Source organism: Rhodococcus cercidiphylli (assembly GCF_033042225.1).
Classification (GTDB): domain Bacteria; phylum Actinomycetota; class Actinomycetes; order Mycobacteriales; family Mycobacteriaceae; genus Rhodococcoides.
Map to the genome: position 1 here is coordinate 252,936 of NZ_JAWLKE010000007.1, position 13,289 is coordinate 266,224.

The following is a 13,289-nucleotide window of genomic DNA, read 5'->3' on the forward strand; positions in this document are numbered from 1 at the left end:
ACCTCTCTAGCCGAACAGCGCGGCTCCGTTCCCCCAGCACACTGCACGAACCCAGTCGTCTCCCAGGTCGAGTCGGCGCACCGCCTGCAGGGCATGCAGATACGGGTACGGGATGTTCGGATAGTCGCTGCCGAACAGAATGCGATCCTGCAGGTCGACCAGCCGGGGCAGTTCGTGTTTCGGAAACGGTGCGCTCGCCTCGGAGAAGTCGGTGAACGACATCGTGGTGTCCAGCCGCACGTTCCGGTAGCGATCGGCCAGATCGAGGAAGTCGCCGTACTCCGGCATCCCCATGTGCGCGATGATCAACGGGAGCTCGGGAAACCGTTGCAGCAGTGCCGCAATCGGCTCCGGGCCGGTATGGGTGCCGGGTGCCGGACCGGATCCGCAGTGGATCACCACGGGCGCCTGCGCGTCCGAGAGTGCGCCCCAGACGCCGTCGAGCAGGGGATCGTTCGGTGAATAGTTCCCGACCTGAATGTGCGACTTGAAGATTCGGGCACCGCTCGTCAACGCCTGCTCGACGTACTCGGTGGCACCGTCCTCGGGGTAGAAGGTGGCGGTGTGCAGGCAGTCGGGGGTGCGCGCCGCGAAATCTGCTGCCCAGGAATTGAGCCAGGCTGCCATCGCCGGCTTGTGCGGGTAGATCATCGACGTGAAGTGCCGGACTCCGAACCCCCGAATGACCTCGAGCCGTTGCTCTTCGGCGAACCGGTAGGAGATGGGCCAGACGCTGCCGGTCAGCGGCCCGGCGCTGTCGAAGTAACTCCACACCTTGTCCATCACGTTCTTCGGCATGAAGTGCGTGTGGACGTCGAACAGTCCCGGCAGCGACAGTTCGGTCCAGAATGCGACGATGCCTTCGGTCTCGTCTGCGAGTTCGGCGCCGGAGCGGGGCGGCTCAGCGCGCGACATGGGCGTCGAACCACTCGAGCGTCTTGCCCCAGGCGTCGGCGGCGGCGTCGGCGTCGAACACGGCGGGGCGGTCGTTGCAGTGGAATCCGTGCTTGCCGTGCTCGTAGCGGGTGATCTCCGTGTCGACCGGCGCCGTCGCGGTGATCTCGCGCAGCGTCTCGACTTCCTGAACGGGGATGCCCTCGTCCAGATCCCCGAAGAATCCGTGCCAGGGCGTCTGCAGTGCGTCGCCCACCGACGCCATTGCGGGGTAACCGAAGCGGCCCTTGGCGATTCCGCCGCCGTAGAACGTCGCTGCCGCACCGAGTTGCCGTCGAACAGCGGTGTGGAACGCGACGGTGCCGCCCATGCAGAAGCCGACGATCGCGATGGACGAGGGCTCGAATCCGAGCTCGGCGAGCGCACTCGCCGCCGCGTCCACGTCGGAGTCCACCTCGTCCGCCTGCAGCCGCCCGATTGCCGCCATCGCCGAATCCATGTCCGAGTACGACAACACGGTCACACCCTCCTGCCGGTGGAACAGGTGCGGTGCGACCGCGACCCAACCGGCGGCGGCGAGGCGGTTGCAGACGTCGACGATGTGATCGGTGACGCCGAAGGCTTCCTGGATGACGATGACGCCGCCGCGGGCATCCCCGTCGGGACGGACGACGGTGAGGGGAGTGGTGTTCATCCTTCGATTGGAGCACACCACCAGGAGTGGAGCCTGCGGAACGACCCAGCAGGCAGGAGTGGATGCCGGTAGCGACGGTGATTGCTGCAGTTTTGTACGGTGGCGTGCAGGGAACGATCCCGACCGAGAGGACAACTCATGCGCGCGGTACAGATCTCCAGCCTCGACGGACCCGACTCGGTGAGTGTGGTGGACATCGACGAGCCTGCTGCGCGCGACGGGTCGGTGGTCATCGAGGTCCATGCCGCCGGGGTCGCTTTTCCCGATGCGTTGCTCACTCGCGGGCTCTACCAGTACAAGCCCGAGTTGCCGTTCGTCCCCGGCAGCGAGATCGCCGGCATCGTTCGGTCGGCTCCGCCGGAGTCCGGCTTCTCCGCAGGTGATCGAGTAGCGGCCTTGACAGGACTGAGCGACGGTATGGCCGAGGTCGCCGTCGTATCCCCGGACACGGTGTTCGCGCTGCCGGAGTCGGTGTCGCTCTCCGCAGGGGCTGGGTTGTTGTTCAACGATCTGACGGTGCACTTCGCGCTCCGGGAACGTGGCCGGTTGGCACCGGGCGAGACGGTTCTGGTGCACGGCGCAGCAGGGGGCATCGGAACCTCCGCGCTGCGAATGGCTCCGGTACTCGGGGCATCTCGGGTGATTGCTGTGGTGAGCTCGGAGGCCAAGGCCGACATCGCACGATCCGCCGGAGCCACCGACGTCGTTCTCGTCGACGGCTGGAAGGACGCGGTGAAGGAGCTGACCGGCGGCCGTGGCGTCGACGTCGTCGTCGATCCGGTGGGTGGTGACCGGTTCACCGACAGCATTCGCTCGCTCGCACCCTCGGGCCGAATCCTGGTGCTGGGCTTCACCGGTGGTGAGATCCCGACGGTCAAGGTCAATCGACTGCTGCTCAACAACGTCGACGTCGTCGGCGTCGGTTGGGGTGCCTGGTGGATGACGCGCCCGGGTTACCTCGCCACTCAGTGGGCCGAGATCGAACCGCTCCTCGCCGATGGATCGCTCGGTGCGCCGGAGCCGTCGGTGTTCCCGGCTTCCGATGCTGCTGCTGCCATTGCCTCGCTGGAGAACCGCACTGCGGCAGGCAAAGTGGTGCTCGACTTCACTCGGTGATGCTGTGTCGAGCTGCCGGCTCATTCCGGTAGCTCGACACCCCTCGCCTCGGCCAGTGCCGCGATCTCGGCGGGAAAGACGTTCTTGAACACGAACGGGTCGGTACCCAGGGCCCAGTTCGGGGCCAGTTCGATGGCGTATCTCTCGAAGTAGCCGAGTTGCTTGGCCACCAGGATCAATTCCTCCGGGCTCGACGTCTTGTACTGCTTGCCCATGTTCACCAGCGCTCGAATGAAGTCGGCCAGGCTGAAGTGCGCGAGCGTTGCCGAGAGCATCGGAGCGAACACCGACTGCAGGATCGCCCCGACCTCGGCGTCCGAACCCATCTGCGGCGCAACGATTCCCAGCCGCTTGACGGTACCGGCCAGTCGGGTGAAGTCGCCGTCGATCACGGTGGCGTGAAACAGATCGAGCAGCAGTGCGCGCCACTGCTCGTCCACCTCGCCCATGACTCCGAAGTCGAGGAATGCCACCCTGCCGTCGTCGAGCACCCACACGTTGCCCGCATGCACGTCGCCGTGGAAGAGACCGTGCAGCACAAGGGCTTCCATCCAGACCTTGGCGGCGCGGCGGACGATGAGCTCGGACTGCTCCCCTGGCTCGTAGCGGTCGAGTGGGGAGCCGTGCATGCGTTCCATACAGATGACGCGGCCGCCGCAGTAGTCCAGGAACACCTCGGGCGCGGTGACGTGGGCGTTGTCGCCGAACGCGCCGATGGCCGCGCGAAAGCTGGCCTGACGCTTCGCTTCCACGGCGCTGTCGAGTTCGGCGAAGGTGGCGGCGTGCAGGTCGACGATGATCGCCGACGCGTTGGCCGTGGCGAAGAACGGAATGAACTTCTCCAGTCCGCGGGCGATGAGGTACGCGATACGAAGGTCGATCTTCATGCGGTGATAGATGCCTCGCCGCTGTACCTTCATGACCACTTCGCGGCCGTCGTCACGGCGCACGCACAGATGCACCTGAGCGACCGAGGCGGACGAGAGCGGCACGTCGTCGAACGAGGAGAACAGGTCGTCGATTCCGCGGCCCAGATCGGCCTCGATCACCGCTCGTGCCTGCGACCCGGGAAACGGTGGCACTTCGTCGAGGCAGCGCAGGCAGGTGTCGGCGAGGACCTTGGGAAACAGCCCGGGCGAGGATCCCATCAGCTGCCCGACCTTGACGAAGGTGGGGCCGAGAACGAAGAAGGCGTCGACGACGGCCTCCGAGGCGTGCAGCGGCCACCCGCGCCGTGGCGCGCGCACCCAGCGGCCGATCGCGACGACTTGGAAGTACGCCAATACCGTGCCGATGACGATGAGTCGCAGCAGTTCTCGTATTCCGAACGTCTTCAGCTGGGGTGCGGGCTTGGGATTCATACGTGCACCCCCACCGGCACGCGCGCCGCCGAGGCTTCCAGGCGCGTCAACAGTCGATCGAACCGCGTCGCATCGTCCGAGGCGCGTGAGAGCACCAGTGCGCCCTGAATTCCGGCCACGATCTCCTCGGCCAGTTCGGCTGCCGATTCGCCGTGTCCCAGGCGGCTCAGTACCGGGGTGAGCGCGTCGATCCAGTGGGTGAAATGGGCTGCGACGCGGCCCGAGAACACAGCACGTTCGAGACCGAGTGTGAATGCGCCGAACAGGCACACCAGACGATTGGACCGGAAGTATCGCGCGGTCTGCTCGAACATCTCGTGCGTCGTCGACGCGGCATCGGTGCCGTGTCGCAACGGCTCGAACACGTTGTGGTGGAACCGCTGCTCCACGTCGTCGAGGACGGCCTCGGCCATCTCCTGCTTTCCACGCGGAAAGTAGTGGTAGAGACTGCCTTTCCCCAGGCCGGTCTGTTTGCTGATGACCGCGAGGGAGGAACCGTCGAACCCGTGGTCGCGGAACACCCCTGCGAGTATCGGCACCACGTCGTGGCGATCGCTCATGAGCCGGTACTGTACCAATCGGTACACGCCAGGTGTATCGGGGCTCCGGGAGTGGAGCCTGCGAAATGACCCATCGGGGCTCCGGGAGTGGACGTGCAGCTGTGAAGAGAACGACCGTCCTGGCCGCCGGGGCCTTCCTCGTCGGTGGAGTGACCTATCTGGCCGCCGAAGCCGTCGCCGCACTCGGTTGGACGGACCGGCCGTACAGCTACGCCCGCAACAACATCAGCGATCTCGGAATCCCCGACATCTCGCCGCTGCACGCGGTGATGAACACCGGCTTCGTCGTCGACGGCACGTTCTTCGTCCTGGCGGGGCTTGGACTGTCCGTGCTCTTCGAGGGCCGGGCGCGGTGGATCGTCGCCGGCACCTCCGTTGTGCACGGTGTCGGCAGCATCGTCGTCGGGCTCGCCCACGCCTCGGTGGACGGGGCTTCGACGCCCCATGCGGTGGGTGCAGGCATGGCTATCGTCGGCGGCAATCTGGTGTTGCTGGCGGCAGGTCGGTACGGCGGCCGCGTCGGCGCGCCGCGCTGGTACACCGTGGGCAGTGCGACTGCCGGAGTGGCCGGTCTGGTGGGGCTGACCCTGTTTCTCGCCGATACCGGAATCCTCGGCGGCGGAACCTTCGAGCGCATCTCGGTCTACACCATCATCGGATGGGAGATCGTCACCGGCGCAACGATTCTGGTCAAGCGTCGCCTATCCGAACTCGGGTGACTCCTTGGCGAGAAAGGCGCGCACGCCCTCCCTGCCGTCCGCCGACTCGAACGCCTCCTCGAACACCGGCAATGCCCGTTGCGCCGGTAGGCCAGGGGACTCGCCGAACGTGAGAGCGAGGGCACGCTTGTTCGCTCGAACAGCAGAACGGGACTTGTGCGCCAGCGTCTGCGCCAAGCCCAGTGCCACCGACAACGACTGCCCGCGTGGAGCGACCCGATTGATCAGACCCCACTCCAGTGCAGTCTCGGCCGAGATCGGCTCGCCGAGCAACACCAGTTCGGCGGCAAGCGCCTGACCCACCCGCCGCAGCGCGCGCATCGACCCGCCGCTGCTGGGGATCACACCGAGGTCGATTTCCGGGAGTCCGAGTCGAGCCCCCGCGTCGGCGACGACGAGGTCGCAGCACAGCGCCAACTCGAGGCCGCCGCCCAACGCGAATCCGTGGATTGCCGCGACCGTCGGCAGCGGCAGATCGTCGAGCATCTCGAGGGTCGCGTTCTCGAGAATGCTCTTGCGGGCGAGCACGTCACCGCGGTCCTGCATCTCGGGCATCTCGGAAATGTCCGAGCCGGCGCTGAACACCCGGTCGCCGGTGAGAACGACCGCCCGAATCGCGGCGTCGTCGGCCAACTCGAGAAGGACGGCGCGCAGTCGCCGCGTCGCCGGACGGGTCAGCGCGTTGACCGGCGGGTTGCTCAGCGTGATCTGCGCGACGGCGGCGTGCGGAAAGGTCAGGACTGGAGACGGCGCGTTGGGCATACCTGAACGGTAGAGCGTGCGGCTGACCTGGCGATTGGGAGACTGCCGAGATGGCATGTAGCGTGGTGAACACCCGACGCGGGGTGGAGCAGCTCGGTAGCTCGCTGGGCTCATAACCCAGAGGTCGCAGGTTCAAATCCTGTCCCCGCTACTACACAAGTCAGGCCCGACATCGATGATGTCGGGCCTGACTTGTCTCGTCGGTATCAGGGTTGCAGTCTGAACTGCACGACCGCCGTGACGTTCTCGATGGCGTCGTCGAGTGCGGTCTTGCGCGCTCTGGCGTTCGGTGCAGACAGGATGTCGAGTCGATCGGACTGACCCATCGGAATCAGTGCCGCCAGCGACCAGATCTTCTCGGCGGCCGAGATCGGCAGGCCCAGGAAATCCGGAACACCGGGCGTGGAAACGACTTCCGACGATTCGAGTCGACCGATCAGCTCGTAGAGATCCTCGACCCGCGCCCAAGTGGCGTCGAACTCGGTGTCGGCGATCACCGCATCGGTCTCTTCGTCCGGCCACGCTCGAACGTCGGCCTGTGGGTACGGATCGTCCGGCAGCCAGGCGTCGATCCTGATCCGTTCGCCGCCGACGCATTCGAGCAGATACCGGCCGTCGCCGATGGACTCGTGACCGATGATGTGTGCCGTCGTGGCCACATCGTGCCGGACGTCGCCGCCACCGGCCTCGTGCCCACGCGCGATGAGGACCACACCGAAGCTCGGATCGTCCTGCTTCAGGCAGTCGTGGACCAGAGCTCGGTAGCGCGGCTCGAAGATGTGCAGTGGTAGGCGTTCACCGGGGAGCAGCACGCTGCCGAGCGGGAACATCGGGGTCACGCTCACGGGTGCTGCAACGGAACAGCCGCCGGGGTGATGGCCGCAGGCGCGCTCTTGTCGGACTCGTTGGCACCGAGGAACTCGTCGAGCAAGCGGAAGAAGAAGTCCGGCTCGTCGAGCTGGGGAAAATGGCCGGCGTCGGGAAAGATCTCGACGCGACTGTTGGGAACTTCACGTCGAATGTTGTCGGCGTGCTTGGCGGGAATCATCCGGTCCTTGCCGCCCCAGACCAGCAGCGACGGAATCGACTCGAACTTTTCGAAATGTTGCTTCGCGCTCACGGTCTGCCCCCGCGGGCCCACCACGGCCCGCGTCGACGCCAGGAACGCTCCACGGGTGGAGCGGTCTGCGACCGAACGGAACGACCTCCAGGTCTCGGCCATGCTGGGACCGGGCTTGACCGGCAGACCCCATTTGCCCAATTGCGCCAGCGCGCTTTCGGTATTCCTACGGAACCAGTCCGATGCGAGCAGTGGCAACACCAGCTCACTGCCGGGCAGCGTCGCTGCCTTGAGCACCAGGCTCACCTCCGGACCGAGGCCGCCACTGCTGACCAGCGCGAGGCGATCGACTCGCTCGGGAAAGAGATACGTCAGCTGCATGGCGATGCCGCCGCCGAGAGAATGACCGACCATCGGTGCGGAGTCGATGTTCAGGTGGTCCATCAGGTCGCGAATGGTGGCCGCGTGCGAACTCAGCGAGTAGTCGCCGGACGGCTTGTCGGAGTCTCCGTGCCCGAACAGGTCCGGAGCGATGACGCGATACTTCTGCGACAGACGCTCGAGCTGCGGGCCCCAGGACCGATGCGATCCGAGCAGGCCGTGCACCAGAATCACGGGTGGGCCGTCGCCCATGTCCACGTATCGCAGGACGTCCTTGTGTAGTTCTACCGACTGCAATTCGTACGATGAACTCATGGTCGACCTCCTCGTCGTGTGATGCCCGGATCGGCGCGTGGCTCGGTGAGCCGTTGGCACAAACGTACAAGCTGAGCCCACACAACGACAGACCGTCGATCAGCGCGCGACGCCCGCTTCGTCGAAGGTGTTCGCGATCGTCTCGGCCAAGTGCTCGGCCATCGGTTCACGCAACATGTCGACGTGATCTCCGGAGATGTCGACGAAGGTCAGCTCACCACGGCCGACCGTCTGCCACGACCGGAGATCTTTCACGTTCTCCGCTGTGCGAACCACGGTCATCGAACCCGACCACGGTGTCGGCACATGCTTGTTCAACGCCACGTACCCGATACTTGCGAAGACCAACCACTCCATCGTCGTCGGGTACCGCAGCAATCCGGCGCACTGCATACGCAACCAGAGGGCCGCGGTGCCGATCCGGCCGAGGTGGAAGCCCGCCTCTTCACGCGTCTGAGCCGGCGGGGCAGCCGGAACCTCGGTACCGCCGGGCAACCTGTCCAGCAGGTGCCGAAACAGCCGCGTGTCGAGGAGCAGCAGGTGGGGAGACCCCAGGCCGGAGTCTCGGATCTCCTCCGCCATCGCGATGGCTATCCAGCCGCCGAGCGAGTGGCCGACCAGGTGGAACGGGCCGTCCGGCTGGACTGTGCGAACGGCGTCGACGTAGCGTTTCGCAGTTCGCCGGATGGTCCGGTCCGGTCGTCCGCGCTTGCCGCGGCCGTGCGCCTGCAGGGCGTACACCGGCCGGTCGGCGTCGATGTGCTTGACGAGATTCAGAAATGCCATCGCACCGACGCCTGCACCGCCGATCAGGAAGATCGGGGCCTTGCTTCCCTCTGTGCGCAGCGGCACGAGCACATCGTGTTCGCCGGCCGTGCGTCGTCGCGCAGTTGCCGCGTCTTCGAGGCGGGCGTCGACTGTCACGGCCAATTCTCGAACAGTGGTCGCCGCGAACACGTCCTCCGGTGTCAGATCGATCTTCAGGTTCTCGCGGAGTTGGGCCAGCATGGCCGTGGTGGTCAGTGAGTTTCCGCCCAGCGCCAGGAAATCCTCGTCCCGTCCGATGGTGTCCAGCCCGATCGCGGTGCGCGCGGCCTCGGCCACGATGTACTCGGTCGGGCCGACTGCGGTGCGCTCGACGCGTCGATCGGCTGGCTCGGGCAGCGCGCCGCGGTCGAGCTTGCCGCGTTCGTTGCGCGGCATCGCGTCGAGCGCGACGATGTGGGTGGGCACCATCCACTCCGGCAGCGTCCGGCGCAGCGACGCTCTGATCTCGCCCACGGAGGGTCGACGACCGGAACGCGCCGAGCACACGTAGGCAACCAGGTCGGTGTCGGTGCCGGAGGTCCTGCCGATCACCGCTGCGTCGCCGATCTCCGGCATGGCGCGCAGTGCTGCCTCGACCTCGGCCGGCTCCACCAGGTATCCGCGCACCTTGACGGCGTCGTCGATGCGGCCGGCCAGGTGCAGCGTCCCGTGTTCGTCGAGTCGTCCCAGATCGCCGGTGCGGTACCGGAACAGACCGTCGCCGAGCGCGGCGAATCGCTGGGAATCCCGACCGGCACCGCCGAGGTAGCCGTCGGCCAAGCAGCTCGACGTCACCCGTATCTCGCCGATCACGTCCGGTGCACACGACGAACCGTCGGAGGTCACGACTTCGACCAGCTTGCCTGCGATGGGTCTGCCCGCAGGGAGAAAGCCCGACGGCAGCGCTCGTTCGATCGGGTATTCGCTGTAGGCGACGGCACCGGCCTCGGTGGTCGCGTACCAGTTGACCACCGTGGCGCGGGTGTCGAATCGCCGCCGAAAACCGTCGGCATCGTCGGCGTGCAGGGATTCCCCGTATGTGATGACCAACCGCAGCGTGGGTACGGCCCGCCCGGTGGGTCCGTGATCGGCCGCGGCGACTGCGCGCAGCAGCGACGACGAGCAGTGCAGCGTGGTCAGGGAATGCGCGGCTGTCCACTCGACGGTGCTGCTGGGCACACCTGCCCTCGGGTCGCGGCAGTGCACGGCGGCACCGCTGAGCAACCCCGCGAACAACGTGTTCAAGCCGGCACCGAAGCTGACCGGAAGCGAGTTTCCCACGCGGTCGTGTGGGCCCAACGCCAAGGCGCTGGCGACTTCGTATGCCTTGGTCAGGCACATGCGGTGACTGAGGATCACGCCCTTGGCGGTGCCGGTGGATCCCGAGGTGTAGTTGATCACCGCGGTGTGGTCGCCCGACAGCGTCGGCAGCGGCACACACGAGTCCATGGCGGCGGCGACGGTGGTGGAGTCGATCGCCGTCGCACCTGCTTGGTCGATGATCGTGGCGCGGCGCTCGGCGGGAAGCATGGGGTCGAGCGGCACCAGGGGATGACCGGCGGCGACGACGGCCAGCATCAGCACGATCGAGTCTGTCGTCGCGTCGGTGTCCACGGCGAGCGGCCGAGAATCGGCGGGAAAGAGCGTGGCGATCTTGCGAGCCAGAGAGTAGGCGCGATGGAGGAGCTCGTCGAAGGTCAGGGAAGAGCCGTCGACATCGAGTGCGACGGCGTCGGGCAGTGCGTGAGCCACCTCGCGGTAGCGGGCCATCAGGGTGTCGCGGCGTTCCGGCCGGCACAGTGGGGCCAGTGAAAGACGGGTCGGCGCATCGATGTCCTGAATCGACATGATTCTCCTTGCACGAGCCCGACCCGTGATGTCGGAGTCGGTTTGAAACCTACAAACCGGCTCGAAGACTGTTTTACCGACTCAAAGGTAGACGTGCGGGACCTTTCTGTGCAAGCGGAAAACCGGACATTCCACAACAATCGGGTGACGTTGCGGAATGCCCGGTCTGTTTCGGACTTGGCCCTACAGGTCCGCGATGGCCTCCAACGGCTTCGTACGCGCGGCTCGCACGGCAGGCCACAGTGCCGCCAGAACACCGACTACGGCCGATCCGAGCAGCATCGCCACCACCTGGCCCCACGGCACGGTCATGGTGCCCAGGCCCTCGTCGCGCAGGGTCTGCACGAATCCCCACCCGAACGCGATTCCGAGGACCACGCCCACGATCGCGCCGAACAGCGCGATGAGCAGCGACTCGAGATAGATGATGCGACGGACCTGCGGCCGCTGCATGCCTATCGCGCGCAGCATGCCGATCTCCCGACGCCTCTCCACCACCGACAAGGCCAGCGTGTTGACGATGCCGAGCACAGCGATGACGACGGCCAATGCCAGCAAGCCGTACAACACCGCGAGCAGCGTGTCGATCTGCTGTCCCTGGCTACCCTTGAACTCCTCCACGTCTTGAACCTGGACGACGACGAACGGTTTGGTCGCGGCTTCGAGGTCGGTGCGCAGTGTGTCGAGGTCGGTGCCGGGTACGGCCTTGACGAGAACCAGAAGGTCCGAGCGGGTGATCGACGGCGTCACCTCCTGGTAGATGTCGCCCGAGACTATCCAGTTCCCGATCAGCGGATTGTCGGTGAAGACCCCGGTGACCGTCACCGGGACGGACGCACCGTCGACGGTGTCGAAGGTGACCTCGGTTCCGACGGTCCAGCCGCGGCTCGCCGCTTCGGTTTCCGACACCGAGAACCCGTTGCTGTTCAGATCTGCCGTGCCCTGGACCATCGACAGCTCGAGCAGTCCCTCGGGGGAGCCGTCGATCGCGGCGCCGAACTCCTCCTGGCCTGCGATCGTCACGAACACCGGGTGCAGCACCGCAGTACGGTCCACGCCGGTCACCTGCTGCGCGGCCGTGGTGGCACCGGTCGGAACGCCGATCGACTGCGGGCCGGAGAGGATGTAGTCCGCCTCGACCCCGGTGTCGACGAGTGAGTCGACGCTGGCCTTGGCGGTGGATCCGAGCACGCCGATAACGGTGACGAGCATGAGTCCGAGCATCAGGGCGAAGGCGGTGGCCGCGGTGCGTCTTGGGTTGCGTACCGAATTGGTCCTGGCCAGTCGCCCGATCGCTCCGAACGGACGGGTGATGACGGCCCCGAGTGCGCCGACGACCGGCCGTGACAGCGACGGCGCGGCCAGTGCGGTGGCGACGATCAGCGCGACGGCTCCCGCGCCGACCGTGGCAGCGGCCGCCCCGCCGGTCGACTGCGCGCCGATGATCAGTGCGGCAGCGCCCGCGATTCCGAGGCCGACGCCCACGAACGTTCGGGTACGCAGGGTGTCGCCCGCGGAGGCGAACTCCTCGCGCATCGCGGCGACCGGTGGAATCTTGGCTGCCCGCCGGGCCGGCGCGTACGCGCTCAGCACGGTGACGACGATGCCGACGGCGAACGCGACGACGACGGTGCGCGGCTCGAGTGCCAACGGTCCCGACGGCAGACCCAGATCGAAGGCGTTGAGCAGTGCCCGTAGCCCGTAGGCCAGCCCTACCCCGCCGACGAAGCCGAGGATGCTGCCGATGACGCCGACAACGAGAGCTTCGAGAACGACCGATCGGCTGACCTGCCCGCGGCTGGCTCCGACGGCGCGCAGCAGTGCCAATTCGCGGACGCGCTGAGCGACGATCATCGAGAACGTGTTGTAGATGATGAAGGTGCCGACCAGCAGGGCGATCCCACCGAAGGCCAGCAGGAAGTAGTTGATGAACGACAGTGCCGACTCGACCTCGGCCTGAGTCTCGGCCTGTACGTCCGCGGCGGTCTGGACCTTCAGGTCGGGGAACGCCGCGGCGATCTCGTCGCGAAGATCGCCCTGAGTCAGCCCTTGCGCGGAGAGATCGTTGCCTGCGACGTCGATGTACTGCACGTGGGCACCGTCGGTGAACAGCTCGTTCGCCTGGCTCTGCACGAACTGGATCCCGATGTATCCACCGGATTCTGTTGCTGTCGAATAGATTCCGGTGATCGTGATGTCGGTGATGCCCTTGGACGGCACGAGGACCTGGGTGGCGTCGCCCACCTTCAGTCCGGCGCGCTCGGCACCACCGGCGTTGATCGCGACCTGACCGGGAGCGGTGGGAGCCGAACCGTCGACGAAGGTGGTCGGATCACCGAGTCGTTGGTCGTCGGGGAGATACGACTCGCCGATGGTCGGTGCGCCACCGGACTGTACGGCGGCACCGTCGGACCCCAGCAGTACCAACTGTCCGCCGACGTACGGCGATACGGCGCGCACGTTCGGCAACGCCGAGATCGCCGCGATGTCCTCGTTCGGCACGCCGGACGAGCGTGCGTCCTCGGGGCTCACTCGAACATCCGCGCCCTGCGCGGTATCGGCGAACAGAGAGGAGAAGGTGCGCTGAAGGGTGTCGGTGAACACGAACGAGCCCGCGACGAATGCCGTGCCGAGCACGACGGACAGCACGGTCAGTGCCAGTCGAACCTTGTGTGCGGCAAGGTTTCTCAGTGACACCTTGCGCATGGGATTGCCCGACGACTTTTGTCGAGATGGTTTGTTGGAGACAGATTTCTTGGCGATGGAGTGCGC

The 13,289-nt window shown here is 66.4% G+C and carries 11 protein-coding genes and 1 tRNA gene; 3 read left to right on the forward strand and 9 right to left on the reverse strand.

Annotated features, from left to right (window positions below):
- Window positions 1-6: 6 nt before the first annotated feature.
- Both R3P95_RS19445 and R3P95_RS19450 read right to left on the reverse strand, forming a co-directional pair.
- Window positions 7-915, reverse strand: a complete 909-nt coding sequence (locus tag R3P95_RS19445; RefSeq protein ID WP_283347216.1) for an amidohydrolase family protein — start codon at window positions 913-915, stop codon at window positions 7-9.
- Window positions 902-1,588 carry a dienelactone hydrolase family protein gene (locus R3P95_RS19450; protein WP_283347217.1) on the reverse strand — a complete coding sequence of 229 codons (687 nt, stop codon included), beginning with the start codon at window positions 1,586-1,588 and terminating at the stop codon, window positions 902-904. The genes R3P95_RS19445 and R3P95_RS19450 overlap by 14 nt, the downstream gene beginning before the upstream one ends.
- Before the next feature lie 138 nt (window positions 1,589-1,726).
- Between R3P95_RS19450 and R3P95_RS19455 the strand changes: the two genes are divergently transcribed.
- Window positions 1,727-2,704, forward strand: a complete 978-nt coding sequence (locus R3P95_RS19455) for an NADPH:quinone oxidoreductase family protein (protein ID WP_283347218.1) — start codon at window positions 1,727-1,729, stop codon at window positions 2,702-2,704.
- A gap of 20 nt (window positions 2,705-2,724) precedes the next feature.
- Here R3P95_RS19455 and R3P95_RS19460 read toward each other — a convergent pair whose 3' ends face one another.
- The gene (locus tag R3P95_RS19460) at window positions 2,725-4,065 is read right to left on the reverse strand and encodes an ABC1 kinase family protein (protein WP_283347219.1); all 1,341 of its coding nucleotides are present in this window, start codon (window positions 4,063-4,065) and stop codon (window positions 2,725-2,727) included.
- Window positions 4,062-4,625 (reverse strand): TetR/AcrR family transcriptional regulator, encoded by a 564-nt coding sequence (locus R3P95_RS19465; protein WP_317549211.1) that lies wholly within the window; start codon window positions 4,623-4,625, stop codon window positions 4,062-4,064. Before R3P95_RS19465 ends, R3P95_RS19460 begins: the two co-directional genes overlap by 4 nt.
- A gap of 101 nt (window positions 4,626-4,726) precedes the next feature.
- Between R3P95_RS19465 and R3P95_RS19470 the strand changes: the two genes are divergently transcribed.
- Window positions 4,727-5,344: a DUF998 domain-containing protein gene (locus tag R3P95_RS19470; protein ID WP_188078732.1), complete on the forward strand. Its 618-nt coding sequence runs from the start codon at window positions 4,727-4,729 to the stop codon at window positions 5,342-5,344.
- Here the strand turns inward: R3P95_RS19470 and R3P95_RS19475 are convergent.
- A complete protein-coding gene (locus R3P95_RS19475; RefSeq protein ID WP_317549212.1) occupies window positions 5,327-6,106 on the reverse strand; it encodes an enoyl-CoA hydratase/isomerase family protein in 780 nt (259 codons plus the stop codon). The genes R3P95_RS19470 and R3P95_RS19475 overlap by 18 nt on opposite strands.
- A 77-nt stretch (window positions 6,107-6,183) precedes the next feature.
- On the opposite strand from R3P95_RS19475, the gene R3P95_RS19480 reads away from it, so the two are divergent.
- Window positions 6,184-6,257, forward strand: a tRNA-Met gene (locus tag R3P95_RS19480).
- Window positions 6,258-6,312: 55 nt separating this feature from the next.
- Here the strand turns inward: R3P95_RS19480 and R3P95_RS19485 are convergent.
- From R3P95_RS19485 to R3P95_RS19500, 4 genes are all read right to left on the reverse strand, one after another.
- Window positions 6,313-6,951, reverse strand: a complete 639-nt coding sequence (locus R3P95_RS19485; RefSeq protein ID WP_149406842.1) for an LON peptidase substrate-binding domain-containing protein — start codon at window positions 6,949-6,951, stop codon at window positions 6,313-6,315.
- The gene (locus R3P95_RS19490) at window positions 6,948-7,862 is read right to left on the reverse strand and encodes an alpha/beta fold hydrolase (protein ID WP_317549213.1); all 915 of its coding nucleotides are present in this window, start codon (window positions 7,860-7,862) and stop codon (window positions 6,948-6,950) included. The genes R3P95_RS19485 and R3P95_RS19490 overlap by 4 nt, the downstream gene beginning before the upstream one ends.
- A gap of 99 nt (window positions 7,863-7,961) precedes the next feature.
- Window positions 7,962-10,517, reverse strand: coding sequence for an alpha/beta fold hydrolase (locus R3P95_RS19495; RefSeq protein WP_317549214.1), 2,556 nt, complete (start codon window positions 10,515-10,517; stop codon window positions 7,962-7,964).
- A 183-nt stretch (window positions 10,518-10,700) separates the two neighbouring features.
- Window positions 10,701-13,223 carry an ABC transporter permease gene (locus tag R3P95_RS19500; protein WP_317549215.1) on the reverse strand — a complete coding sequence of 841 codons (2,523 nt, stop codon included), beginning with the start codon at window positions 13,221-13,223 and terminating at the stop codon, window positions 10,701-10,703.
- Window positions 13,224-13,289: the final 66 nt, after the last annotated feature.

Excerpts from the sequence above, each read along its gene's own strand:
- R3P95_RS19445 (WP_283347216.1), bottom strand. The coding sequence starts at position 915 with ATGTCGCGCGCTGAGCCGCCCCGCTCCGGCGCCGAACTCGCAGACGAG.
- R3P95_RS19450 (WP_283347217.1), bottom strand. The coding sequence starts at position 1,588 with ATGAACACCACTCCCCTCACCGTCGTCCGTCCCGACGGGGATGCCCGC.
- R3P95_RS19455 (WP_283347218.1), top strand. The coding sequence starts at position 1,727 with ATGCGCGCGGTACAGATCTCCAGCCTCGACGGACCCGACTCGGTGAGT.
- R3P95_RS19460 (WP_283347219.1), bottom strand. The coding sequence starts at position 4,065 with ATGAATCCCAAGCCCGCACCCCAGCTGAAGACGTTCGGAATACGAGAA.
- R3P95_RS19465 (WP_317549211.1), bottom strand. The coding sequence starts at position 4,625 with ATGAGCGATCGCCACGACGTGGTGCCGATACTCGCAGGGGTGTTCCGC.
- R3P95_RS19475 (WP_317549212.1), bottom strand. The coding sequence starts at position 6,106 with ATGCCCAACGCGCCGTCTCCAGTCCTGACCTTTCCGCACGCCGCCGTC.
- R3P95_RS19490 (WP_317549213.1), bottom strand. The coding sequence starts at position 7,862 with ATGAGTTCATCGTACGAATTGCAGTCGGTAGAACTACACAAGGACGTC.
- R3P95_RS19495 (WP_317549214.1), bottom strand. The coding sequence starts at position 10,517 with ATGTCGATTCAGGACATCGATGCGCCGACCCGTCTTTCACTGGCCCCA.
- R3P95_RS19500 (WP_317549215.1), bottom strand. The coding sequence starts at position 13,223 with ATGCGCAAGGTGTCACTGAGAAACCTTGCCGCACACAAGGTTCGACTG.